Origin of the sequence: Dactylosporangium sp. CS-047395 (genome assembly GCF_050942185.1) — a bacterium.
In the GTDB taxonomy this organism is placed as follows: Bacteria; Actinomycetota; Actinomycetes; order Mycobacteriales; family Micromonosporaceae; genus Dactylosporangium.
In genome coordinates this window covers 9,200,018-9,221,826 of sequence record NZ_CP192015.1, presented here as the reverse complement: position 1 = coordinate 9,221,826, position 21,809 = coordinate 9,200,018, and the positions used below count along the sequence as shown (strand labels likewise).

At 73.1% G+C, this 21,809-nt stretch carries 25 protein-coding genes and 1 tRNA gene; 8 read left to right on the top strand and 18 right to left on the bottom strand.

The window, feature by feature from the left end; genetic code table 11:
• Window positions 1-104: 104 nt before the first annotated feature.
• On the top strand, window positions 105-674 hold the full coding sequence (locus ACQP00_RS43095; protein WP_433208340.1) for a hypothetical protein: 570 nt from the start codon (window positions 105-107) through the stop codon (window positions 672-674).
• A gap of 66 nt (window positions 675-740) precedes the next feature.
• Here the strand turns inward: ACQP00_RS43095 and ACQP00_RS43090 are convergent, their stop codons facing one another.
• Window positions 741-1,643 (bottom strand): NADP-dependent oxidoreductase, encoded by a 903-nt coding sequence (locus ACQP00_RS43090; protein WP_433208337.1) that lies wholly within the window; start codon window positions 1,641-1,643, stop codon window positions 741-743.
• A gap of 83 nt (window positions 1,644-1,726) precedes the next feature.
• Between ACQP00_RS43090 and ACQP00_RS43085 the strand changes: the two genes are divergently transcribed.
• Window positions 1,727-2,752 carry an ROK family protein gene (locus tag ACQP00_RS43085; RefSeq protein ID WP_433208334.1) on the top strand — a complete coding sequence of 342 codons (1,026 nt, stop codon included), beginning with the start codon at window positions 1,727-1,729 and terminating at the stop codon, window positions 2,750-2,752.
• Window positions 2,753-2,801: 49 nt separating this feature from the next.
• On the opposite strand, the gene ACQP00_RS43080 is transcribed toward ACQP00_RS43085, so the two are convergent.
• On the bottom strand, window positions 2,802-3,461 hold the full coding sequence (locus ACQP00_RS43080) for a response regulator transcription factor (protein ID WP_433208332.1): 660 nt from the start codon (window positions 3,459-3,461) through the stop codon (window positions 2,802-2,804).
• Window positions 3,425-5,206, bottom strand: a complete 1,782-nt coding sequence (locus ACQP00_RS43075) for a sensor histidine kinase (RefSeq protein ID WP_433208329.1) — start codon at window positions 5,204-5,206, stop codon at window positions 3,425-3,427. The genes ACQP00_RS43080 and ACQP00_RS43075 overlap by 37 nt, the downstream gene beginning before the upstream one ends.
• A 132-nt stretch (window positions 5,207-5,338) precedes the next feature.
• Between ACQP00_RS43075 and ACQP00_RS43070 the strand changes: the two genes are divergently transcribed.
• From ACQP00_RS43070 to ACQP00_RS43060, 3 genes are read left to right on the top strand one after another with little or no spacing between them, the layout of a single operon-like run.
• Window positions 5,339-6,046 (top strand): ABC transporter ATP-binding protein, encoded by a 708-nt coding sequence (locus ACQP00_RS43070; RefSeq protein WP_433208326.1) that lies wholly within the window; start codon window positions 5,339-5,341, stop codon window positions 6,044-6,046.
• Entirely contained in the window at window positions 5,991-6,239 is a 249-nt protein-coding gene (locus ACQP00_RS43065) for a hypothetical protein (RefSeq protein WP_433208323.1), read from the top strand. The genes ACQP00_RS43070 and ACQP00_RS43065 overlap by 56 nt, the downstream gene beginning before the upstream one ends.
• A 1-nt stretch (window position 6,240) precedes the next feature.
• Window positions 6,241-6,981, top strand: a complete 741-nt coding sequence (locus tag ACQP00_RS43060) for an ABC transporter permease (protein WP_433208320.1) — start codon at window positions 6,241-6,243, stop codon at window positions 6,979-6,981.
• On the opposite strand, the gene ACQP00_RS43055 is transcribed toward ACQP00_RS43060, so the two are convergent.
• The gene (locus ACQP00_RS43055; RefSeq protein WP_433208317.1) at window positions 6,978-7,580 is read right to left on the bottom strand and encodes a cysteine hydrolase; all 603 of its coding nucleotides are present in this window, start codon (window positions 7,578-7,580) and stop codon (window positions 6,978-6,980) included. The two genes, ACQP00_RS43060 and ACQP00_RS43055, sit on opposite strands and share 4 nt — an antisense overlap.
• A 64-nt stretch (window positions 7,581-7,644) precedes the next feature.
• Here ACQP00_RS43055 and ACQP00_RS43050 point away from each other — a divergent pair, with 64 nt between their 5' ends.
• The gene (locus ACQP00_RS43050; RefSeq protein WP_433208314.1) at window positions 7,645-8,475 is read left to right on the top strand and encodes a phosphoribosylaminoimidazolesuccinocarboxamide synthase; all 831 of its coding nucleotides are present in this window, start codon (window positions 7,645-7,647) and stop codon (window positions 8,473-8,475) included.
• Window positions 8,476-8,479: 4 nt separating this feature from the next.
• On the opposite strand, the gene ACQP00_RS43045 is transcribed toward ACQP00_RS43050, so the two are convergent.
• On the bottom strand, window positions 8,480-9,403 hold the full coding sequence (locus tag ACQP00_RS43045; RefSeq protein ID WP_433208311.1) for a proteasome assembly chaperone family protein: 924 nt from the start codon (window positions 9,401-9,403) through the stop codon (window positions 8,480-8,482).
• Between the two features lie 22 nt (window positions 9,404-9,425).
• Window positions 9,426-10,073, bottom strand: coding sequence for a TetR/AcrR family transcriptional regulator (locus ACQP00_RS43040; protein ID WP_433208308.1), 648 nt, complete (start codon window positions 10,071-10,073; stop codon window positions 9,426-9,428).
• A 96-nt stretch (window positions 10,074-10,169) separates the two neighbouring features.
• On the opposite strand from ACQP00_RS43040, the gene ACQP00_RS43035 reads away from it, so the two are divergent.
• Both ACQP00_RS43035 and ACQP00_RS43030 read left to right on the top strand, forming a co-directional pair.
• Window positions 10,170-11,090, top strand: coding sequence for an SDR family oxidoreductase (locus ACQP00_RS43035; RefSeq protein WP_433208305.1), 921 nt, complete (start codon window positions 10,170-10,172; stop codon window positions 11,088-11,090).
• Window positions 11,091-11,098: 8 nt separating this feature from the next.
• Window positions 11,099-11,818 (top strand): TetR/AcrR family transcriptional regulator, encoded by a 720-nt coding sequence (locus tag ACQP00_RS43030; protein WP_433208302.1) that lies wholly within the window; start codon window positions 11,099-11,101, stop codon window positions 11,816-11,818.
• Here the strand turns inward: ACQP00_RS43030 and ACQP00_RS43025 are convergent.
• From ACQP00_RS43025 to ACQP00_RS42970, 12 genes are all read right to left on the bottom strand, one after another.
• Entirely contained in the window at window positions 11,804-12,385 is a 582-nt protein-coding gene (locus tag ACQP00_RS43025) for a response regulator (protein ID WP_433224199.1), read from the bottom strand. The two genes, ACQP00_RS43030 and ACQP00_RS43025, sit on opposite strands and share 15 nt — an antisense overlap.
• 62 nt (window positions 12,386-12,447) lie before the next feature.
• Window positions 12,448-13,572 (bottom strand): sensor histidine kinase, encoded by a 1,125-nt coding sequence (locus ACQP00_RS43020; RefSeq protein WP_433208299.1) that lies wholly within the window; start codon window positions 13,570-13,572, stop codon window positions 12,448-12,450.
• The gene (locus ACQP00_RS43015; RefSeq protein WP_433208296.1) at window positions 13,569-14,249 is read right to left on the bottom strand and encodes a YqeB family protein; all 681 of its coding nucleotides are present in this window, start codon (window positions 14,247-14,249) and stop codon (window positions 13,569-13,571) included. The genes ACQP00_RS43020 and ACQP00_RS43015 overlap by 4 nt, the downstream gene beginning before the upstream one ends.
• Window positions 14,250-14,330: 81 nt before the next feature.
• Window positions 14,331-15,506, bottom strand: a complete 1,176-nt coding sequence (locus ACQP00_RS43010; protein ID WP_433208293.1) for a vWA domain-containing protein — start codon at window positions 15,504-15,506, stop codon at window positions 14,331-14,333.
• A complete protein-coding gene (locus ACQP00_RS43005) occupies window positions 15,503-16,684 on the bottom strand; it encodes an AAA family ATPase (protein ID WP_433208290.1) in 1,182 nt (393 codons plus the stop codon). Before ACQP00_RS43005 ends, ACQP00_RS43010 begins: the two co-directional genes overlap by 4 nt.
• Window positions 16,681-17,823 (bottom strand): ankyrin repeat domain-containing protein, encoded by a 1,143-nt coding sequence (locus tag ACQP00_RS43000; RefSeq protein WP_433208287.1) that lies wholly within the window; start codon window positions 17,821-17,823, stop codon window positions 16,681-16,683. The genes ACQP00_RS43005 and ACQP00_RS43000 overlap by 4 nt, the downstream gene beginning before the upstream one ends.
• On the bottom strand, window positions 17,820-18,869 hold the full coding sequence (locus ACQP00_RS42995; RefSeq protein WP_433208284.1) for a gala protein: 1,050 nt from the start codon (window positions 18,867-18,869) through the stop codon (window positions 17,820-17,822). Before ACQP00_RS42995 ends, ACQP00_RS43000 begins: the two co-directional genes overlap by 4 nt.
• Window positions 18,870-18,937: 68 nt before the next feature.
• On the bottom strand, window positions 18,938-20,149 hold the full coding sequence (locus ACQP00_RS42990) for an SDR family NAD(P)-dependent oxidoreductase (protein ID WP_433208281.1): 1,212 nt from the start codon (window positions 20,147-20,149) through the stop codon (window positions 18,938-18,940).
• 19 nt (window positions 20,150-20,168) lie between these two features.
• A tRNA-Met gene (locus ACQP00_RS42985) sits at window positions 20,169-20,243 on the bottom strand.
• Window positions 20,244-20,247: 4 nt separating this feature from the next.
• Window positions 20,248-20,655, bottom strand: coding sequence for a VOC family protein (locus ACQP00_RS42980; RefSeq protein ID WP_433208278.1), 408 nt, complete (start codon window positions 20,653-20,655; stop codon window positions 20,248-20,250).
• A gap of 68 nt (window positions 20,656-20,723) precedes the next feature.
• Complete coding sequence (locus ACQP00_RS42975) at window positions 20,724-21,185, bottom strand: hypothetical protein (RefSeq protein WP_433208275.1); 462 nt, start codon at window positions 21,183-21,185, stop codon at window positions 20,724-20,726.
• A 28-nt stretch (window positions 21,186-21,213) separates the two neighbouring features.
• On the bottom strand, window positions 21,214-21,807 hold the full coding sequence (locus ACQP00_RS42970) for an RNA polymerase sigma factor (protein ID WP_433208272.1): 594 nt from the start codon (window positions 21,805-21,807) through the stop codon (window positions 21,214-21,216).
• Window positions 21,808-21,809: the final 2 nt, after the last annotated feature.

Below are 21,809 nucleotides of genomic sequence, written 5' to 3'. Positions count from 1 at the left end.
GCTGCCGCGCCGCGACTTATCGGATTTATCCGTCGTCAGGCGATAAAAGCGCAATGTCCGAATAGCCAGGGCGAAGTGGACGAGCGGCAGGTACGTTGTCGATCGTGGGGCTACTCGTCGCCGCGATCCTCGCCGTCCTCGTCGCCGGTGCCGCCGTCTACGTCGGCTGGACCGCGCTGCAGGCCGCCCGCCAGGCGAGCGTCGCGGTGGGTGCGCTGATCGCGCAGTACAAGATGGCTGAGGACCGCCGTGATGCCGAGCGCGTGTGTGCCTGGGCGGTCAGCGAGCGCGAGACCTTCGAGAAGATCATCACCCGGGGCGTGGTCGGGGCCGCGGTGCGCAACGCGGCCCAGGCGCCCGTTTACGACGTCGAGATCGTGTTCCGGGACCCGCCCGCCGCCTGGACGGCGATCAGGCGGGTCCGGATCGTGCCGCCGGGGGAGCAGCCCGAGGTGTACGCCGGCTTCGACCAGGAGTCGACCGATGGACCCGTGGAGCGGGACCGCATCAACGACGACGGCACGATCCGGCTCGCCCCCTCGGCCGACATGCACGTCGAGCTGCGCTTCACCGACGCGAGCGGCCGGCGGTGGCAGCGCGACGACAAAGGTCAACTGAACCTGACCGGCGAAAACGTGGCCCGCGCGCCCGCTCCGGCCGATATGTCCGAATAAATACCCTGCCAGGCGAAAAATCGGGATATGTCGCGGCGCGCCAGCGCCCGACATATCGCGCCACCATCACGACACAGCCAGCACGATCTTCCCGCGCCCATGCCGCGACTCGATCTCCCGGTGCGCCTCAGCCGCCTCGGCCAGCGGATAGACCCGCCGGACGTGCCACTGCACGCGGCCCGCGGCATAAAGGGCGATCAGCTCCCCGAGTGCCGCAGCGCTGCGCCGCCCCTGGACGCTCGCCAGCCCCAGTTCCTCGATGCGGTCGTGGGCGACCAGGGTGATGATCCGCTTGCGGTCGGGTACGAGCTCGAGTGAAGTTTCAAGCCCGTCGCCTCCCGCGCCGTCGATGGACGCGGTGAAGCCGTCAGGGGCGAGGGCGCGGGCGCGGTCGGTGAGGCCTGGACCGTACACGACGGGAATGGCGCCCAACGAGGACACGTAGTCCTGGTTGGCCTCGCTCGCCGTGCCGATGACGGTGGCGCCCATGAGGCGGGCGAGCTGGACCCCCGCCGTGCCCGTCGCGCCGGCGGCGGCGTTGATCAGCACCGTGTCGCCCGGGCCGACGCCCAGGGCGGAGAGGGCCAGGCGGGCGGTCTGCCAGCCGGCCGTGAAACCGCCGGCCACCTCCCACGGCACGCTGTCAGGCTTCGGGGTGACCTGGTCCTCGGGGACGACGATGAACTCCGCGTAGGCGTTGAAGACGCTGAAGCCGAGCACCTCGGTCCCGGCCGGCACGGTGTCGGTGCCCTGATCGACGACGCCGGCGAACTCGTTGCCGGGGGCCTGCGGAAGGGTGACGGCCGCGTACGGCGGGACCCAGCCGCCGCGCAGGGCCGCGTCGAAGGGCTGGACGCCGGCGGTTTTCACGCGGACCCGGACCTGGCCCGGTCCGGCTTGCGGTTCGGGCAGGTCGTGGAGGCGGAGGACGTCGGGCGGACCGGGCTCGGCGAAGGCGGCGGCTCTCATGAACAACGACTGTGCGACCTCAAGCGCGGTTGAGGTCAATGGGGTACCGTGCACCGCGTCTCGAAGTCTTCAGGGAGTCGGCGATGGTGAACGCGAAGGACTGGGTCGTGGTCGGGCTCGACAACGGCGGCACCGCGAACAACGCGACGGTGCTCGACCACGAGGGCTCGTTCCTGGTGGACGGGCTGGTCGAGGTGCCGAGCCGGGTGCTCGAGGGGCCGGAGGCGGCGGTCGAGTCGCTGGCCGGCGCGTTCGAGAACATCCTGGCCGTGACCAAGGTCGACCGGTCCCGCGTCGTCGCCGTCGGGCTCGACACCCCGGGGCCGGCCAGTGCCGACGGCGTGATCTCCTCCAAGGGCGCGACGAACTTCTCCCAGCCGGCCTGGTGGGGCTACGACTTCCGCGGCGCGCTCGAGCGCCGGCTCGGCCTGCCCGTCGTCTACAACAACGACGGCAATGCGGCCGCCCTGTACGCGCACCACGTGTACTTCGGCAGTGCTTCCGACCGCAAGTCCTCGGTCTCGGCGATCGTCGGCACCGGCCTGGGCGGCGGCGTGATCGAGCAGGGCCGGGTCATCAAGGGCGCGGCCGGCATGGCGGGCGAGCTGGGTCACGTGCACATCCCGATGCACGGGCTGCTCGAGGAGGGCCAGCCGCTGCCGTCCTGCGGGTGCGGGTTCCTCGGTGACGTGGAGAGCGTCTCGTCGCTCACCGGGATCGTGCGCAATCTTCTCCCGTACTGGCTGACCCGCTTCCCGGACCACCCGCTGCACGGCGCCGATTCCCTGAAGGCGGCGGCCAAGCAGGTCCGCTCCTACGCCGAGCAGGGCGACGGCCTCGCGCTGAAGATCTTCGAGCAGCAGGCGATGGGGCTCGGCCGGCTGTTCACGATCGCCGCCAACTTCACCGATCCCGACTGCTACTTCGTCGGCGGCGGTGTGGTGGAGGCGGCGCCGCATTTCCGCGACTGGTTCCTGGCCCAGGTGCGCGAGCACACGCTGCTGCGCGAGGAGCAGGCCGCGGTGGCCGAGTTCTCGCTGGTGCCCGAGCGGGACATGGCGGGCGCGCGCGGTGCCGCGATCGCCGCCGCCGGAACAGTTGTCGCCTAGCAAAGGCAAGGCCGCTAAATCGTGATATGTCCGAAAAATCCTGACGCCGCTAGGCGTCGGGATTTTTCGCAGCACCCTGCAAGTGGGCAAGGACGGCGAGCACCCGCCGATTGTCGTCGTCCGAAACAGGCAGGTTGAGCTTCCCGAAAATGGAAGCGATGTGCTTGTTCACCGCGCTCTCGCTCAGGAACAGCTGCTTCGCGATCGCCGCGTTCGAGCGCCCCTCCGCCATCAGCGTCAGCACTTCCCGCTCGCGCGGGGTCAGGGTGCCCGTCTGCGGCGTCGGCCGGGCCACCAGCTTCGCGATCACCGAGGGGTCCATTACGGTGCCGCCCGAGGCCACCCGCCGGACCGCGTCGATGAACTGGTCGGCGTTGAACACCCGGTCCTTGAGCAGGTAGCCGACCGCGCCGGTGCCGTCGGCGAGCAGCTCGCGGGCGTACAACTGCTCCACGTGCTGGGAGAGGACCAGCACCGGCAGGCCCGGCACCTCGCGGCGGGCCGCCAGGGCGGCCTGCAGGCCCTCGTCGGTGAACGACGGGGGGAGCCGCACGTCGACCACGGCCACGTCGGGGCGGTGCTCCAGCAGGGCGGCGAGCAGCGTCGGGCCGGTGTCGACGGCGGCCACGATCTCGAAGCCATGGCTCTGCAAAAGCAGGACCATGCCGTCCCTCAGGAGGTAGAGGTCTTCGGCGAGGACAACGCGCACGGCAGCTCCAGCGAGGCGACGGTCGGCCCGCCGGCCGGACTCCGCATGGCGAGCGTTCCGTCGAAGGTACCCAACCGCCGTTCGATGCCGCGCAACCCGGTCCCGCGGGAGGGATCGGCGCCACCCTCGCCGTCGTCGGTCACCGTGATGCGCAGCAGGCCGCCGGAGTGCACGATGTGCACCATGACGTGCTCGGCGTGGCCGTGCCGGACCGCGTTGGCCAGCAGTTCGCTCACCGCGAAGTAGGCCGCCGACTCGACCGGCGCGGCCAGCCGCCCGGGGAGCCGGCCGGTGACGGTGACGTCGGCCGCGGTGTCCAGGGCCAGGGCCCGCACGGCGTCGGGCAGGCCGCGCTCGGACAGCACCGGCGGGTGGATGCCGCGCACCAGGTCGCGCAGCTCGGTCAGGGCGGTCTGCGAGGTCTCCCGGGCCTGCGCCACGAGCTTGCGGGCGGCGTCGGGGTCGGTGTCCATGAGCCGCTCGATCGCGCCCAGGGTCAGCCCGACCGAGATGAGCCGGGCCTGCGCGCCGTCGTGCAGGTCGCGTTCGATCCGGCGGACCTCGGCCGCCTGCGCGTCCACCGCGTCCGCGCGGGTCTCGGTGAGCCGCGCGACCCGCCGCCGCAGCTCTTCCTTCGCAGTCGGGCGCAGCAGCAGCGCGGTCCAGCGGGAGGCGAACGTGAGCACGGGATGGGCGAGCGCGAGCGCGCCGGCCACGAGCACCAGGCCGATGGTCAGGCCGAGCGGGCGGTTGCCGGCGAAGGCGCCGTACCAGCGGCTCCACCCGGCGTCGAAGAGCTCGGTCCACAGCCACGGCAGGGCAAGGCCCCAGGCACCGTAGATGCCGGCCACCACCGGGATGCCGGCCACGACGCCGACCACGACCGCGTCGGCGACGAGCCACAAAAGGTCCCGCCACGAGGCCGGGTCGTGCCAGACCCACTGCCAGTTGGCGTTGAACTGCGCCCAGTTCTCCGTCTTGTACAGCGTCCGCCCCACCCGGTACATCCCGTCCTCGCGCAGCTCCGGCCGGCGCCGCGGGGCGTACGGGCGCTCGATGGCGACCCCGGCCCAGGACGCGTACGAGCGGCGGAGGTTGGCCAGCCACCGGAAGTGGGTCAGCCCGAGCGGGATCAGGAACACCAGGCCGAGCCCGAAGCCGAGGGCCCAGCAGACCAGGGTGACCGCGAACAGCGCGACCTGCACGGCCGCGCTGAGCACGAGGAAGCCGCAGCGGGCCCAGGCGAGCAGGATCTGGTCCGTGCGCTTGACCCGGGCCTTGCGCGGGGCGTCGGCCGGGCGCAGCAGGCACGCGCTCCACGCGGCGACGGCCCGCACCGCCCAGGGCGCGACCGGCAGCCCGATCGGGATGATCAGCAGCACGGCGAGCGGGAACAGCCACTGCCACCGCAGGTCCCGGGCGAGCGCCGGGTCCTTGGTGAACCAGTCGATCCGCGCCATGTAGGCGGGGAAGCGCGGCGAGCGGTACAGCTGCGTGTCGTGCCGGTACAGGCCTTCCTCGTCCGGCCGGGGCGGGTCGGGAGGCGGGAGGTACGGCACCGGAATCACGCGGCCGAGCCACGCGCCGAACATCGCCCGCCACCGGTTGGTCAGCCGGCGGCTCGCGATGCCCGGCTGGATCAGGATCAGGCACGCACCCAGCACCGTGACCAGGAACTGGGCGAACACGACCACGGTCAGGCCGAGCAGCAGCGCGCTGCGGGCGAGCGCCTTGGGGTACGTCATGCCACCGAGCCTCGCCTTCCCCGTCGCCCCGCACATCGGCCCTGACTGCCGTCCGGGGTGCAGATAACTGCACCCCCGCGTCGGCATCCAGCGTCATTCTGCCCGGTCGGGGAAGCCGGGAGAGTGATCGGCATGGCAGTCATCGATGTGCGGCACCTGCGGAAGCGGTACGGCGGCCGCGAGGTCGTCCGGGACGTGACCTTCACCGTCGAGCCGGGCGAGATCTTCGGCATCATCGGGCCCAACGGCGCCGGGAAGACCACGACGGTCGAGTGCGTGGAGGGGCTGCGCACGGCCGACGGCGGCGCGGTGCGGGTGCTCGGCCGCGAACCCGGCGACCCCGAGCTCCGCCAGCGCCTCGGCGTGCAGCTGCAGGAGTCGCAGCTGCCCGACCGGATCCGGGTCCGCGAGGCGATGGAGCTGTTCGCGTCGTTCTACGACCGGCCGGCCGCGACCGGGCCGCTGCTGGAGCGGCTGGGGCTGGGGGAGCACCGGGAGCAGCAGTACAAGAAGCTCTCCGGCGGTCAGAAGCAGCGCCTGTCGATCGCGCTGTCGCTGGTCGGCTCGCCCGAGGTGGCGGTGCTGGACGAGCTGACGACCGGGCTGGACCCGCAGGCCCGCCGGGACACCCTGGCGGCTGATCGAGGACATCCGCGCGGGCGGCGTCACCGTCCTGCTGGTGACCCACTTCATGGACGAGGCCGAGCGGCTGTGCGACCGGATAGCGGTGATCGACGGCGGCCGGACGGTGGCCGTCGACAGTCCCGCCGGGCTCATCCGGCGGGTGGCCGCCGGGGTCACCGTCACGTTCCGCCCGTCCGCCCCGCTCGCGGAAGCTGACCTGGCCGGGGTCCCCGGGGTCGACGCGATCACCGTCGGCGACGACGGCATCTGGGACGTGACCGGCCGCGGCAACCTCGCCCACGAGGTGACCCGGGCGCTGGCCGCCCGCGACGTGGTGCCCCTGTCGCTCAACATCGTCCAGGCCGACCTGGAGTCGGCCTTCGTCGCGCTCACCGGCAAGGAGTCCTGACATGCGCGCCCTGACCCGCCTGACCATGATCGAGACCCGGCTCATGCTCTGCGAGATCGCCGGCCCGATGTTCACCGTCCTGCTGCCGGTCGCCCTGCTGGTCGTGTTCGGCCTGCCCGGCGACGTGCACAAGGCCGACCCGGCCCTCGGCGGCCACCGCGGGATCGACACCGTCATCCCGTCGATGTCCATCATGGTGTCGATGGCGATGGTGGCGTACTTCATGCTGCCCGTCGCCCTCGCCACCTACCGCGAGAAGGGCATCCTGCGCCGGTTCGCGACGACCCCGGTGAAGCCGGCCGTCATGCTCGGCGCCCAGCTGCTCATGAACGGCGGCGTGGTGCTGTTCTCGACCCTGCTGACCCTGGTCATCGGCGTCGCCGCGCTCGGCATGCACCTGCCCGATCTGCTGCTGGTGCTGCCCACGTTCGTGCTGGGCGTGCTCGGGCTCTTCCCGATCGGCCTGCTCGTCGCGGCGGTGGCCGGCAGCGCGAAGGCGGCCACCGGCTACGCGCTGGCGATGTGGTTCCCGTCGGCCTTCTTCGCGGGGCTGTACGTCCCGGTCGAGTACCTGCCGCGCGTGCTGCGCCGGATCGGGGACTTCACCCCGCTGGGCGCGTTCCGCCAGGCCATCCAGGCCGCCTGGGCCGGCGACACCCCGCACCTGCTGCACCTGGTGGTGCTGAGCGTCAGCTTCCTGGTGGCCGGAGGCCTGGCGGTGCGCTACTTCAAGGCGGCTTAGAGCTGCCCGGCGAAGTCCGCCGCGGACATGGGCGTGGAGAACATCGGGAAGTCGTACTTGAGCGCGTTGTCGTGCTCCTCCTGCGAGGTGGCCGCGACGCAGTCCTGCAGGGTGATCACCTGGTAGCCGTGCTCGTAGCCGGTGCGCATCGTGGACTCGACGCAGCAGTTGGTGAGGAAGCCGCCGATGGCGATCGTGGTGATGCCCTTGCTGCGCAGGATGAAGTCGAGGTTGGTGCTGGCGAACGTGTCCAGCCCGCGCTTGCCCTCGACCACGATGTCGCCGGCCTGGGGCGCCAGCTCGTCGACGATCTGCGCGCCCCACTCGCCCTTGACGAAGGCGTTGCCGTCCACGACCCCCTTGAGGATCCCGTACGGGTGGGAGGTGATCTCGTTGTACCCGGGCGCGAAGGTGATCGGGGCGTGGATGATGGTCACCCCGGCCGCGCGGGCGGCGGCCACGGCCTTGCGGGTGTTGGCCATCATGTCGGTCTTGTCCATGACGCCCTGCACGGCGCCGTGGAACGCGCCGCCTTCGGAGACGAAGTCGTTCTGGTACTCGATGAGGACGATGGCGGTCTTGGCGGGATCGAAGGGCATGGGGACCTCCACTCACGACGTCGTGACGCAGGTCACGGTACTCCGTTCCGATAGGCTCCAACGCGTGGAACTCCTGCACTCGGGCAAGGTCCGTGACGTCTACGCCGACGGCGACGATCTGATCCTGGTCGCCTCCGACCGCATCTCCGTCTACGACGTGGTGCTGCCGACGCCGGTCCCGGACAAGGGCGCCGTGCTCACCCGCCTGTCGCTGTGGTGGTTCGACCAGCTCACCGATATCGTCCCCAACCACGTGATCTCGGCGACCGACGTGCCCGCGGAGTTCGCCGGCCGGGCGATCCGCTGCCAGCGGCTGGAGATCGTGCCGGTCGAGTGCATCGCGCGCGGCTACCTCGCCGGGCTGGGCCTCGCGGAATACCGGGAGAAGGGCGAGATCGCCGGCGTCCAGCTGCCGCCGGGGCTCGTCGAGGGCTCGCGGCTGCCCGAGCCGGTGTTCACCCCGACGACCAAGGCCCCGATGGGCGAGCACGACGAGTTCATCACCCTGGACGAGGTCCGCGAGGACATCGGCAAGGAGCTCGCCGAGGAGCTCAAGGACCTGACCATGCGGGTGTACTCCCGCGGCGCCGCCCTCGCCGCCGAGCGCGGGATCGTCGTGGCCGACACCAAGCTGGAGTTCGGCCGCGGCCGCGACGGCGCCGTGGTGCTGGCCGACGAGGTGCTCACCCCGGACTCGTCGCGCTTCTGGCCGCTCGACGAGTGGGAGCCCGGCCGCACCCAGTTCTCGTTCGACAAGCAGGCCGTCCGCGACTGGTCGCTGTCCACGGGCTGGAACAAGACCGCGCCGGGGCCCGAGGTGCCGGACGACGTCGTCGCCCAGACCCGGGCCCGCTACATCGAGGTGTACGAGCGGCTCACCGGGACGTCCTGGTAGCGGCTCAGCCCAGCGGGGGCTCGTCGCCCTTGGTCTGCTCGGCCAGGAAGCGCTCCAGCTCGGCCCCGATCTCGTCGGCGGTCGGCAGCGGCGCCGGCGAGTCCGCCAGCAGGTTGTTGTTGCCCGTGCGGCCGCGGGTGAAGGCGTCGTACTGCTCCTCCAGCGCGCGTACCAGGGAAGCCGCCTCGTCGGCCTGGGCGATCTGCACGTCGATCTCCGCGCGGACCGACTCGGCCGCGGCGTGCAGCTCCTCCATCGGCACCCGCAGGCCGGTCGAGTCGGCCAGGCAGGACAGCAGCTTCTCGGCCGCCGCCGGGAACTCGGCCTGGGCCACGTAGTGCGGCACGTGCACGGCGAACCCGAAGGCGTCGCGGTCCTGCTGGCCGATCCGGTACTCCAGCAGGTTCGCCACCGCCCCCGGCACCTGCACCCGCTGCAGCCAAGGCTCGAACCCGGCGATGAGGTCCCGGCTCGTGCCGTGCGCGGTCACGCCGGTCGGGCGGGTGTGCGGCACGGCCATCGGGATCGCGGTGAGCCCGACCGTGGCCCGCACGTCGAAGCGCTCGATGAGCTCCAGCACGGCCGCGGTGAACCGCTCCCACTGCAGGTCCGGCTCGGGCCCGTCGAGCAGCAGGAACTCGCTGCCACCGGCGTCGCGCAGGGCCCGCAGGGTCAGCTCCGGCTGCTCGTAGTGCTCCCAGTGGTCCTCGACGAACAGCATCGGCGGGCGCCGGCTGCGGTAGTCGTAGAGCTGGTCGAGGTCGAACCTCGCGATCGTGCGCGGCTGGCCGACGCTGAGCAGGTGCTCCCGGGCCAGGCGGGCGGCGCTGCCGGCGTCCACGAAGCCCGTCAGCGCGTGCACGAGCACCGGCCGGTCGGCCGCCGGGGAGTCCTCGGCAAGCTCGTAAAGTTCGCTGGGGTTCAGCACCGCAAACGCGTCCCTTCGTCTTTTAACCGTGCAACTCGCCGGTACGGCCGATCATTCCATCCGTCGCCGCCCAGGGATTGGTGAGGATGGCGTAGACGAGCTCGTCCACGGCCGGCGTGAGTTCGGTGAAGGACGGCCCGGCCCCGGTGTACGGGTCGCAGACCTGCAGCATCATCTCGTGCACCCCGCCGACCAGGGCGATCGCGAGCAGCGGGGACAGCGGCGGGATGGCCGGGTCCTCGGCCCGGGCCCGCTCGATCACCTCGACCAGCGTGTCGGCGAAGCGGCGCTGGGTCTGCTGGCGCAGCCGGAACGCCCGCGGGCCGGCCGCCTGGATCTCGACCAGCAGCGTGCGGGTCACGGCGGGCATGCTCTCCAGCGCGGTCAGGTACGCGGTGACCCCGGAGTTGATCATCTCTTTCCACGGCCGCCCGCCCGGCCCGGCGGCGCTGCGCACGACCTCCAGCAGGTGCCCGCAGCCCTGCTCGTAGAGGGCCATCAGGCAGGCCTCCTTGTCCGCGAAGTGCTCGTAGAACGTGCGCTTGGAGACCCGCGCGTGCATGACGACGTCGGCGATCGTGGTGGCCGCGTAGCCCTTCGCGGCGATCGCCTGGGCCAGCCCGCCCGTGAGGTCCTGCCGGAGTTCCTCGGCGGTCCTGGTGCTCGTCATGCGGCGTCCTCGACCTTTCGCGACAATGACCCTGGGTGCTAGTTTGCCTGGTACTACACGGTACCGCCGATCGTGAAGCCTGATGGGAGGCCCACGGTGAAGCGCAGCTTGGACGGTCAGGTGGTCCTGGTCACGGGGGCCGCTCGGGGCATCGGGGAACACACCGCACGCCAGGCCGCCGCCCGCGGGGCCCGGCTCGCGCTGGTCGGCCTGGAGCCCGACCGGCTGGAGCCGCTGGCCGGGGAGCTCGGCGCCGTCTGGTTCGCCGCCGACGTGACCGACCAGGCCAGTATGGCGGCGGCCGTCGAGGGGGTGCTCGCCGCGTACGGCCGGATCGATGCCGTTGTCGCTAACGCCGGCGTGGCCAGCCGCGGCACGATGGCCACCGGCGACGTGGAGGCCCTGGTCCGCACGGTCGAGGTGAACCTGGTCGGGGTCATGCGCACCGCCGCCGCCTGCCTGCCGCACCTGATCGCGGCCCGCGGCTACCTGCTGATCGTCGCCTCCGCCGCCGCGTACGCCGCGCTGCCGGGCATGGCCCCGTACTGCGCGTCGAAGGCAGGCGTCGAGCACTTCGGCAACGCGGTGCGCCTCGAGGTCGCCCACCACGGCGTGGCGGTCGGCACCGCCCACCCGAGCTGGATCGACACCGACCTGGTCCGCGACGCCCAGGACGACCTGCCCTCGTTCAAGGAGACGCTGCGCCGGCTGCCCCCGCCGATGGGCTCGACCACGTCCGTCGAGCGCTGCGCGGCCGCGTTCGTCGACGCGCTGGAACGCCGCCGCCGCAAGGTCTTCGTGCCCCGCAGCGTGATGCTCATGTACTGGTTCCGCACCCTGCTCAACAGCCGCCTGGCCGAGAAGGTCCTGGAGTCGCAGGCCAGGCGCTCGGTGCCGCTGATGGAGGAGCAGGTCCGCGCGCTCGGGCGGGGATTCGGCGCGCACACCGCGCTGAAACCGGCGCCGTCGCGACACGAGCCGGAGCCGGGGTTCATCGCGAACCGCTATCACCGATAATTGACGGCATGCCCGGACCGCCGATCTGGGCGCGGCCGGAGCCCAGCGCCCGCGCGCCCCGCTTCAGCCGCGAGCGGATCGCCGCCACCGCCCTGGAGATCGCCGACGCCGAGGGCATCGACGCCGTGTCCATGCGCAACGTGGCCGCGCGGCTCGGGGCGGGCACGATGACGCTGTACAACTACGTGGAGACCAAGGACGAGCTGTTCGCGCTCATGGACGACGCCCTCATGGCCGAGGTCGTGCTGCCCGCGGGCGAGCTGCCGGCCGGCTGGCGGGCGGCGACCGCGGCGGTGGCCCGGCGCACCTGGGCGGTGCTGGCCCGCCATCCGTGGGCGATCACGCTGCGGCACGGCCCGGCGCTCGGCCCGAACGCGATGCTGCACTTCGAGCAGAGCCTGGCCGCCCTGGACGGAGCCGGGCTCGACGCGGCCGGCAAGTTCGAGGTGATCGGGGTGGTCGACGCGTACGTCTACGGCAGTGCCCTGCGCGCCGCCGAGTTCCGCGCCGAGACCGACCCGGAGGTGGTGCGGGCGAGCGTGGCCTACGGGATGGAGCAGCTCGCCACCGGCCGCTACCCGCACACCGCGGCGCTGCTGGGCGGCAACGAGCCCGGCTCGCCGGACGCCCCGGCCCCGGCCATGACCAAGGACGCGATGGCGGCCCAGTTCGATCGCGGCCTCGAAGCGGTCCTCGACGGTCTGGCCCGGACGTTAATCCAGGCGTGACTCGTGGACCAGGATCGCCACCTGGACCCGGTTGGTACAGCCCAGCTTGGCCAGGATCCGCGAGACGTACGTCTTCACCGTGGCCACGCTCATGTGCACGGCCGCGCTGATCTCGGCGTTGGAGCGGCCCTCCGCGACCGCCTCGGCGACGTCGCGCTCGCGGGGCGTGAGCGCGGTGAGGGTACGCCGGGCCGCCTCGCCGCGGTCGTCGGTGGCGACGTGCGCGATGAGCCGGCGCACGACGGACGGTGAGAGGGTCTGCTCGCCGGCCGCGACCCGCCGCACCGCGTCCAGGATCGCCAGCGGCGGGGTGTCCTTGAGCAGGAACCCGTGCGCCCCCAGCCGCAGCGCGCGCAGCACGTGCTCGTCGGTGTCGAAGGTGGTGAGCACGACGACCCGGGCCCCGTCCGGCTGGAGCTGTTCGAGCGCGGCGAGCCCGTCCATCCGCGGCATCCGGATGTCCATCAGCACCACGTCCGGGCGGGTGGCCCGGACCGTGCGGACCGCCTGGGCCCCGTCGGCCGCCTCGCCGACCACCTCGACCCCGGTGCCGCCACCGAGCACCATGGCCAGCCCGGCCCGCACCAGCGCGTCGTCGTCGACCACCACGACCCTGATCACCGCGCCGCTCACTTCTCCCACGGCAGCCACGCCTCCAGGGTGAACGTCCCGTCCCGGCGGACGCCGTGCACGAACCGCCCGCCGGCCAGCGCCACCCGCTCCGCCAGCCCTTCCAGGCCGGAGCGGGCGCCGGGCAGCGCGGCCACCGGGAACCGCTCGGGCAGCGGGTTGCTGATCCGGACGCGCACCTCGTCCCCGCCCTCCAGCAGCACCGCGACCGGCACCCCGGGCGCGTGCTTGCGGGCGTTGGTCAGCCCCTCCTGCACCAGCCGGAACGCCGTGCGGTCCACCGCGGCCGGCAGTTCGCCGTCGAGGTGATGCTCCAGGTGTACCGTCATGCCGGCCTTCCGGGCCTCCCCGATCAGCTCGTCGAGGTCGGCCAGGCCCTGCCGGGGCCGCACCTCGTCCCGGTCGCTGGCCCGCAGCACCCCGAGGATCTCGCGCAGCTCCTCCATCGCCTGGTGCGCGCTGGTCCGGATGGTCGAGCCGGCGTCGGCGACCTGCTCCCGGGTCAGGTCGTCGCGGATCTCCAGGGCCCCGGCGTGCAGGCTGATCAGCGAGATGCGGTGGGCGAGCACGTCGTGCATCTCCCGGGCGATCCGCTCCCGCTCCAGCCCGCGCAGCATTTCGGCCCGCTGCCGCGCCTCGTCCTCGGCCCGCACCGCCCGCTCCCGCAGCGAGACGATCAGCTCGCGGCGGGCCCGCACGGCGGTGCCCCAGGCGATGACGATCGCGAGCAGCAGCAGGGCGAGCGTGTTGGTCCCGATGGCCCGCAGGTCGGGATCGGGGTACCGGATGCTGAACGGGATGCCGGCCGCCAGGTGCAGCAGCCCGACCCAGAGGGCGGTGCGCAGCGGCCGGTGCACGGCGACCCCGAACACGGCGATGAGGGCGGCACCCCCGGCCAGGTCGGTGATCGCGATCGGCCCGAGCAGCGCGAGCGCGACGCCGACCGGCCACCGCCGCCGGAACCACAGCGCCACCACGGCCGGCGCGGTGACCAGCAGCGACACGAACAGCCGCTCGTCGCTGAGGTAGCCGCCGTCCAGCCCGGCCGTCACCGCCATGAGCGCGACCAGCAGCGCGATGACGCTGGAGGTCACGTCGACGGCGAGGTTGCGGACCACCCTCATGTGCGCACCAGCGGCCGCCAGTGCTGGGTCGTGCCCACGTCCCGCACGGTGAAGCCCAGCTTCTGCACCTCGTCGCGCAGCTCGTCGGCGTCGGCCGCGCTCTTGGCCTCCAGGGCCTTGGCCCGGGCGGCGAGCACCGCGTTGACCGCCGCCGGCAGGTCGGGCAGGTCGGGCACCCACCGCCGGTACAGCGTCTCGTACGGGTCGGCGGCCACCCACGGGTACCCGTGGCTGCGGAAGGCCTGCTCGACCCGGGCGCTCCCGGCGTTCTCCAGCCGGTCGCGCACCACCTGCCGCGACTGCCGGTCGAGCACCACGAGCACCTTGCCGTCGACGAAGACGTGGTCGACGTCCCGGCGCTCGACGGTCCGGCGGTCGTCGCCCTTCACGAACGTCAGCGCGGCGTCGGCCACGGTGACCCGCAGCGACTCGTGCACCGCCACCAACCCCAGGACACCCCCGAGCAACACGCCCGCGGCCACGATCGCCACGAGCCCCCATCCGGAGTCGAGGTCGCGCACGAGCCGCAGCGGCCCCGCGAACGGCACCCACGGCAGGGACAGCAGCCACCGGGCCAGGGCCGGCAGCCCCCACCCGGCCAGCCCGCCGAGCAGCGGCAGCCCGCCGAACAGCAGCGCCCGGTCGCCGCGCGTGAGTCCCAGTTCGTGATCGGCCATGGCTCCACGCTAGGCGGCGCGGCCGCGCCCGGGACAGTCGCCAAAGGTTGTCAGTGCCCGGTGGTGGTCAGTGCCGGGTGGTCAGTGGTCCTTGATGTGGATGGCCTCGATCCAGGGCGGGGTGGCCGGGGGCGTGGGCCCGACCAGGCCGGCGATCACGCGGCAGCCGGAGGACTCGTCGGGCCAAGGGGTGTAGCCGTCGGTCAGCACCACGATGATGTTCGGCGGCTCGGCGACGCGGCGGGCGCGCGCGATGCCGACCCGCATGTCGGTCCCGCCGCCCCCGCCGAGGCGGACCTGATCGGCCTTGCTCACCCGGGTCACCGCCTGCACGTCGGCGTCGCAGGCGAGCACGGTGACCCGGTTGCCGCGGATGCCGACCGCGCGCAGCACCCCGGTCACCTCGGCCAGGCACGAGGAGAGCTGGTCGTCGGCCATCGAGCCGGAGGTGTCGATGACGATCGCGACGCGCGGCAGCGGCTGGCGCAGGCTGGGCAGGACGACCCCGCGCAGCGCGGCACTGCGCCGGCCCGGGCGCGCGTACGTGTAGTCGACCGCCCCGCTCGCCCACACCACGGCCTGCCGGACGGCGCCGGTGAGCAGCCGCCGCCAGTCCACGGTCGGCTCGGCGATCTCGTGTGCCCAGCGCAGCCAGCCGCCCGGGACCGAGCCGCGGGCCCGCGCGTGGGCGCGGATGGCGTCGGCGGTCTGCCGGCGGATGGCCCCCGCCTCGATCTCGCGCACGGCCGGCGCCCCGTCGGCCCCGAGCTCGCCCGCGACCGGCAGGCCGTGCGCGCCCGAGCCGCACTGCACGTGGACGATGTGCGTGCGTGGGATGCCGGCCAGGTACTCCTCGAAGAGCCGCCCGGGTGCCAGCCCGTACGTCCCGGGTTCCACGCGGTCCTCCGGCAGCGACAGCCCGTCGGCGATCAGGTCGTCGTTGATCTCGCAGTCCTGGGCGAGGTTGACCCGCCGGTGGTCGGCCCGGTCGGCGTCCAGCAGCCGCTCGGCCCGCCCGTGGTGGTCGCGCAGCAGGTGGGCGACCTCGTGCACCCAGACGGCGGCGAGCTCGTCGACCGGGTGGGCGGCGACGAAGTCCGGGCTGACGTACAGCCGCCAGTACCGGTCCACGCCCATCGTCGACAGGTGCGTGGACGGCACGACCGACAGGGCGTACAGCGCCGACGCCAGATAGGGCCGCAGATTCGCCGCCCGCAGCCGCGCCGCCAGCAGCTTGGTCCGGTCGAGGGCGGTCACCGGTTCATCAGGCCCGACTGCTGCAGGATGTCGATGAACGCGTCGATCGTCGTCGGGAGGCGCCAGGTCTTCTCACGCATCACCGCGAGATCGTGCGCGGCGCGCGCGGCCACATCGGGTACACCCGCGTCCACGGCTTTTGCGAGCACCGTCCAGGCGGCCTCCCACCGCGCCCGCGACGGCTCCGACTGCACCGCCGACACGATCGCGGTGAGGAAGGCGAGCTGGCGGTCGCCCCGGTCGGGCAGCGCGAACGCGTCCGGGTTGGCCAGCACGCGGTTGGGGTCGGGCAGGTCCAGCTCGTCGAGGTAGGTGATGAACTCCAGCCCCGCGCCGTCGCCGATCGCGCCGATCAGCGCGGTCGCGAGGGCCTCCTTGGAGGCGTCGCCGGCCAGCCCGAAGGTGAGCAGCCGCAACGCCATCTCCCAGGTGCGCGGGGACGGCCAGGCGCCGCCGCGGGCCTCGGCGTCGGCCGGCAGGTGGTGGGTCAGGCCCGGGCGCGCGGTGAGGAAGCCCGACAAGGTGCCCCGGGCGCGGGCCAGCGCGGACGCGGCCTTGCGCGGGTCGACGCGCGGGATGTCGGCGGTCGGCCATGTCCCGGCCAGGCCGCGGGCCACCACCGCCGGGTCGTGCGTCCAGTGCAGGTGCACGAACCGGTTGGCCAGCGGCGGGCTCAGGTGCCAGCCGTCGGCGGCGCTGTTGGGCGGGTTGGCCGCGGCCACCACCCGGACGCCGGGCGGCAGTTCGAGGCTGCCGACCCGCCGCTCCAGCACTACGCGCAGCAGGGCGGCCTGCACGGCCGGCGGAGCTGAGGACAGCTCGTCGAAGAAGACCAGCCCGATGCCGCTGCGGGTGAGCCGGACGGCCCAGTCCGGCGGGGCCATCGGCACGCCCTGGGTCGCCGGGTCGTCGCCGACGACGGGCAGGCCGGCGAAGTCGGAGGGCTCGTGGATGCTCGCGATGACCGTCTCCATCGGCACCTCGAGCCGGTCGGCCAGCTGCTGCAGGGCCGAGGACTTGCCGATGCCGGGCTCGCCCCACAGCAGCACCGGCAGGTTGGCCGAGACCGCCAGGGCGAGCGCCTCCAGCTGCACGTTGTCGCGCCGCTCGACGCGGGTGGCCCGGGTCGCGGCGAGCAGTTCGTCCGCCGCTGCCAGCAGGTCGCGTGCCTCGGTCATAGGGCGAGACTAGCGGGAAGATCAACCCCATTTCGGTCGGCGCCTGCCGCGAGCAGCGCCCGGATCAGCTCGGCCGAGCCGTCGTCCTGCACGGCCGCGTGCAGCGGGGTGCGGCCGAGGTGGTCGCGGTCGTCGATCGGCAGCCCGGCGGCGAGGAGCCGGCGCAGCAGGTCGGGCCAGCCCGGCCGCCAGTCCACGCACGGGAGCAGGTGCAGCAGGGAGCGGCCGTCCGGGTCGCGCACGCGGGGGTCCAGGCCCGCGTCGAGCCGCGCGGTCACGCCCGCGAGGTCGCCGTGCAGCATGCAGAGCAGCAGGTCGCGCCGCTGGGCTTCGAGGCGTTTGGGCAGCCGGACCGAGCGGACCGTCCAGCCCCACTCGGCCGCGAAGCACCCGTGCACCTCACCGCCCAGGACCCGCAGCGCCTGCTCGCGGCGCCGCTCCTCGTCGGTGTGCGGCATGCGCATCCGGCCGTGCTCCCAGCCGAGCTCGTGCCACTCGCCGCCGCACCGCACGCGTACGGTCGCATCTGGGCGGTTCGGCGGCATTGGCGCCGCGAAGGGCTCGAGCAGCGGGCCGATCAGGGGGTGCAGGTCCGTGGGGGAGAGCAGGCCGAGGCGCACCAGGTGCAGGTCGACCGCGGCCGGTTCCGGCGCCGCGTCCGGGCCGGGTGTGCGGTAGAGCAGCCGATCGGCCTCGCGGGCGTCCCACAGGTGGCGGGCGGAGGTCCAGTCGAGGGTCCGGTGGTGCCAGCGCTCGTTGAGGTTCGTCGTGACCAGGAGCGTCACGCGCTGTGCGGACCGCGTGAACCGCGGCGTCGCCACGGCCAGGTACGTCGCGGCGCGGTGGGCCAGCACGACGAGCGCCTGCGGTGCGAGGGTCGTGTCGCCGCCGGCCGTATCGCGCGGCAGGTGCCAGCGCATGAGGTCCGGCGCGAGGTGGCGCAGGTCGTCGGCGTACGGCGCAAGGTCCGCCCCGTCCGCCCCGTCCGCCCCGATCAGCACGCCGGCGGCCGCGCACGCCGCGCGCCAGTCGCCGGCCAGGCGGGCCGCGGTCGCCTCCTCGATCATCGCCCGCGGTACGGCGTGGCGGCGGACCCGCACCCAGGCGGTGAGGGCGTCGCGAGGTACCAGGGCGGTCATCGGTACACGCTGAGGATCTCGCTGGCCAGGGACGGCTCGTCGCCCGGCAGGAGCTGGGCCAGGACGCGCTTGATGCGCCGCGGCACGTCCGGGCCGAGGGTCAGCCGGCGCAGCTCGGTGCGGCCGGTCTCGACCGCGCCGAGCAGCCGCTTGGCCCCGCGCCCGCGCACCCCGGTGTGGCGCAGGTCGAGGCGGCGCACGGGGCTGCCGGGCAGGGCGTCGGCGAGCAGGAAGGCGCCCGCGTCGCCGATCGTGTTGTCCCGGGCGCCCAGCACCCGCAGGGAGAGCGGGCGGCCGAGGTCCACGGCGTCCACCATGGACAGTCGCTGGGTCAGCGGCGCGACGTCGGTCAGGCCGTTGCCGCCGAGGCCCAGGGTGGTACCGCCGCGGGAGAGCCCGGACAGGACCCGCGCGACGCCCTCGTCGCCCAGCCGGTTGGCCGCCAGGAACAGGCCCGACACGCCGCCCTCGGCCAGCAGGCGGGCCAGCAGCGGGGCGGCCGGCGGGCCCAGGCCGTTGCCGCCGAGGAAGACCCGCGCGACGGGCCGCTCCCGCGCGGCGAGGGCGTCGACCAGCAGCCCCAGGCCGCGTGCGCTGATCCCGGTGTTGACCAGGTCGAGCGTGGTGATGGCGGTGTTCGTGCGCAGCATCGCGGCCAGCGCGGCCGCGCCGTCGTCGCCGAGCGGGTTGCGCTTGAGCCACAGCGCCGTCACCGTGTCGTCGCCGGCGAGCCGCTCGAACAGCGGTTCCGCGCCGCCCGCGTCGATGGCGTTGCAGCCCAGGTAGAGGGTCTCGACGCCGTGCCCGGGGGCGAGCGCGGCGGCCAGCGCGGCCGTCCCCGGCGCGCCGAGGCCGTTGGTGCCCAGCAGCAGGTGCACCGCGTGGCCCGACTCGACGACGCGGTCCAGCACGCGGGTCACGCCGTTCGCGCCGAGGCCCTGTTTGCACAGGTCGAGCCGGCCGTCGGGCTGCAGCGTGCCGAGCGGGAAACGCTCGGTCGCGGCCACCTCCGACGGGTCCGCGAGCCGGGCCAGCAGCGGTTCCAAGAGCGAAAGATCCGCCTCTGGTACTGCCGGTGCCTGAATCACCGGGCACGCGATTTCGACATCGTCGTCTACCACTGCACCTCCCGGTAGTCCTTGAGGAAGACGCCGTGCACCGGGTCGCCGTGTACGCCGCGGACGATCGGGTCGTACACCCGCGCGGCGCCGTCGACCACGTCCAGCGGCACCCGGAAGCCCCGCTCGTGCAGGTGCCCGCGGGTCGCGTGCGGCCGCTCGTCAGTCACCCAGCCGGTGTCGACGGAGGTCACGTGGATGCCGTCGGCCGCGTACCCGCCGGCGATCGTCCGGGTCAGCATGTTCAGCCCGGCCTTGGCCATGTTCGTGTGCGGATGGTCGGCCGTCTTGCGCTCCCGGCTGAAACTTCCCTCCATCGCGGAGACGTTCACGACGTACCGGTCGGGGAACGGCGAGGCGGCCAGCAGCGGGCGGAGGCGGGCGATCAGCAGGAACGGTACGAACGCGTTGACGACCTGCACCTCCATCCACTCCCGCGGGGTGACCTGGTGCAGCTTGAGCGTCCAGCTGTTCACCGGCCGCAGGTCGAGCGGCTGGCCGGTCTCGTCCAGGGCGCCGGCCGGGAAGAACAGCTCGGCCGGGCCCGCGGGCAGGGCGGGGCGGCCCTCGGCGGCGGCGAGCTCGCGGTAGTACGCGGCCGGGCGCTGGATGGTCTGGGCCGCGTTGTTGACCAGGATGTCGAGGTGGCCCCAGCGTGCCGTGACGGCGTCGGCCAGCCCGACGACGCCGGCCAGGTCGAGGAAGTCCACGCCGTGCACGTGGAGCCGGTGCCGCCACACGTCCGCGTCCGGTACCGCGTCGAAGCGCGTGGCCGCATCCCGCGGGAAGCGCGTCGTGACGATGACGTCGGCGCCGTCGCGGAGCAGCTTGAGCGCGGTCTCGAAGCCGATCTTGATGCGGCCGCCGGTGAGCAGGGCGCGCCGTCCGGTGAGGTCGCAGCGGGCGTGGCGGCGGGCGGTGTTGCCCGCGGCGCAGTCCTGGCACATCTGCGGGTACGCCGGTGGGACCTCGCGATAGCCGGACTTGCACACGTAGCAGTGGCGTACGCGTACAAGAGGAGGGTTGTGCTCCTGGGGTTGGGTCAGGATCTGCCGGTCGTGCTCGGCGGCGGCGGTGCGCCGCTCGACCTTGCGACGCTTCTTCCGAGCCTTGTAGGCCTGGTCCACCGCCGCGACGACCCGATCGTCGGCGTCATCGATCGCGGCCAGCACACGGAGGCAGGCCTCGACGTCGGACGGGCCGAGCACCGCCGTATGGTAGCCGCTGCTGGGCCGGCCGGAATCGAACCGGCGTCCTCACCGATTATGAGTCGGCGCGCGACGACCTCTGCGCTACGGCCCAGGCGCTACGACCTCGCCGCGGCGAAGCTTACCGTCCGGGCCCGGGGCTGGTAGAGCTGGTGCAGCACGAAGCAGTTGCCGTCGGGGTCGGTGAAGCTGGTGACCCGGGAGAACGGGCCCTCCTCGATCGGCGTCTCGAAGACGATCCCGCGCTCGCAGAGCTCCTCGTAGGTGTGCTCGATGTCGTCGGTGTCCAGCACGATGCCCTTCAGCGAGCCCGGCGGCATCGAGTCGAACCAGGTGACCAGCGCGAACGACGTCTGGCCGTGCTTCGGGGCGACCTCGACCCAGCGCCGCTCGCCCTCGTCGTTGTCGCTGATGAGCTCCCAGTCCAGCGCGTTGAGGTAGAAGTCGCGGGCCCGGTCCTGGTCGGTCACGGGGATGGACACGATCTGCACGTGGTCGATGGGCATGGCCGGCTCCTCGCAGCGTCGCTTTTTCGCGACGGTACCCCCAGCGACCTCGGCTTTTGTGAAGATCCCTACAATTGCACCCATTCTGTGCGGACCGGCACGAATGCCCCCTCGATCGCGGGTTCGCAGCGCAGCCGCACCGGCCCCGGCGCGACCCCGTCGACCCGGAACCGCCCCTCGTCGTCGGCGGCGGTCTCGTGCGACCCGGCCGGTGACTCCACCACCACCCGCGCCGCGACCACCGGGGCCAGCTCGCCGACCACGTCGACGGTGCCCGCGCGGCTGGTCACCTGGACGTCGATGGTCAGGGCACCGCTGAAGAACGTCAGCACTCGGGGGGAGCCGCCGCGCACCCCGCCCCGCACGGCGATGAGCCGGTCGAGCGAGTCGCGGGTCAGCGCGGCGAGCGCCGCGTCCGGGTCGCGCCACGCGAGGCTCGCCCGCGCGGCCGCCAGGACGTTCGGCGGCACCGGGTCGCGCCGGCCGGCGATGTCACGCAAAGAGCTCAGCACCTCTTCCTCCCCGATCATCGGGTCGGCCCTGCCCAGCCGCGGTCGGTCATATCGAAGTCGCCAATCGTCGGCGCAGCGTGCCCAGGCAGCGCTTGCGGGTCGGACCGATACTGCCGATCGGCACGTCGAGCGCGGCCGAGACCTCGGCGTAGCTCGGCGGGGGATCGGCGATGAGCACCCGCAGCAGCTGCTGGCACTGACGGGACAACGTGCGGAACTCGTTCCACAGCAGGGCGTCGCGCTCGTCGCGCAGGACCCCGGCGTCCGGCTCGTCCTCGACCGGGTCGAGCCCGGCCGGCGCGCCGCCCAGCGTCTCCACGAAGTCACCGGCCGAGCCCGCCGGCACGTCGCGGCCGCTCTTGCGCAGCAGCGCGATCGCCTCGCGGCGGGCCGTGGTGGCCAGCCACGAGCCGAGCTTGTCGGCCTCGCGCACGGCATCGACGTGCTCCACCAGCCGCAGCCAGGTCGCCTGGCTCACGTCGGCGGCGTCGGACTGGCCGAGCTGGAAGCTGCGCGCGACCGACCAGACGAGGTTGGCGTATCTGTCCACAATGGACTCCCACGCCTTCTGGTCACCGGCCGCGGCCGCCCGCAGAAGTGCGGCATTCTCGTGCTCACCGGGACTTTCGGGGTCGGCCATGG

Bases quoted from the DNA above. Each gene is read 5' to 3' on its own strand.
- ACQP00_RS43040 (WP_433208308.1), bottom strand. From the start codon at position 10,073: ATGACGAGCACCAGGACCGCCGAGGAACTCCGGCAGGACCTCACGGGC.
- ACQP00_RS43000 (WP_433208287.1), bottom strand. From the start codon at position 17,823: ATGACCGCCCTGGTACCTCGCGACGCCCTCACCGCCTGGGTGCGGGTC.
- ACQP00_RS43005 (WP_433208290.1), bottom strand. From the start codon at position 16,684: ATGACCGAGGCACGCGACCTGCTGGCAGCGGCGGACGAACTGCTCGCC.
- ACQP00_RS43075 (WP_433208329.1), bottom strand. From the start codon at position 5,206: ATGACGTACCCCAAGGCGCTCGCCCGCAGCGCGCTGCTGCTCGGCCTG.
- ACQP00_RS43015 (WP_433208296.1), bottom strand. From the start codon at position 14,249: ATGGCCGATCACGAACTGGGACTCACGCGCGGCGACCGGGCGCTGCTG.
- ACQP00_RS42975 (WP_433208275.1), bottom strand. From the start codon at position 21,185: ATGATCGGGGAGGAAGAGGTGCTGAGCTCTTTGCGTGACATCGCCGGC.
- ACQP00_RS43060 (WP_433208320.1), top strand. From the start codon at position 6,241: ATGCGCGCCCTGACCCGCCTGACCATGATCGAGACCCGGCTCATGCTC.
- ACQP00_RS43030 (WP_433208302.1), top strand. From the start codon at position 11,099: ATGCCCGGACCGCCGATCTGGGCGCGGCCGGAGCCCAGCGCCCGCGCG.
- ACQP00_RS43070 (WP_433208326.1), top strand. From the start codon at position 5,339: ATGGCAGTCATCGATGTGCGGCACCTGCGGAAGCGGTACGGCGGCCGC.
- ACQP00_RS43055 (WP_433208317.1), bottom strand. From the start codon at position 7,580: ATGCCCTTCGATCCCGCCAAGACCGCCATCGTCCTCATCGAGTACCAG.
- ACQP00_RS43085 (WP_433208334.1), top strand. From the start codon at position 1,727: ATGGTGAACGCGAAGGACTGGGTCGTGGTCGGGCTCGACAACGGCGGC.
- ACQP00_RS43025 (WP_433224199.1), bottom strand. From the start codon at position 12,385: ATGGTGCTCGGTGGCGGCACCGGGGTCGAGGTGGTCGGCGAGGCGGCC.
- ACQP00_RS43020 (WP_433208299.1), bottom strand. From the start codon at position 13,572: ATGAGGGTGGTCCGCAACCTCGCCGTCGACGTGACCTCCAGCGTCATC.
- ACQP00_RS43090 (WP_433208337.1), bottom strand. From the start codon at position 1,643: ATGAGAGCCGCCGCCTTCGCCGAGCCCGGTCCGCCCGACGTCCTCCGC.
- ACQP00_RS42970 (WP_433208272.1), bottom strand. From the start codon at position 21,807: ATGGCCGACCCCGAAAGTCCCGGTGAGCACGAGAATGCCGCACTTCTG.
- ACQP00_RS42980 (WP_433208278.1), bottom strand. From the start codon at position 20,655: ATGCCCATCGACCACGTGCAGATCGTGTCCATCCCCGTGACCGACCAG.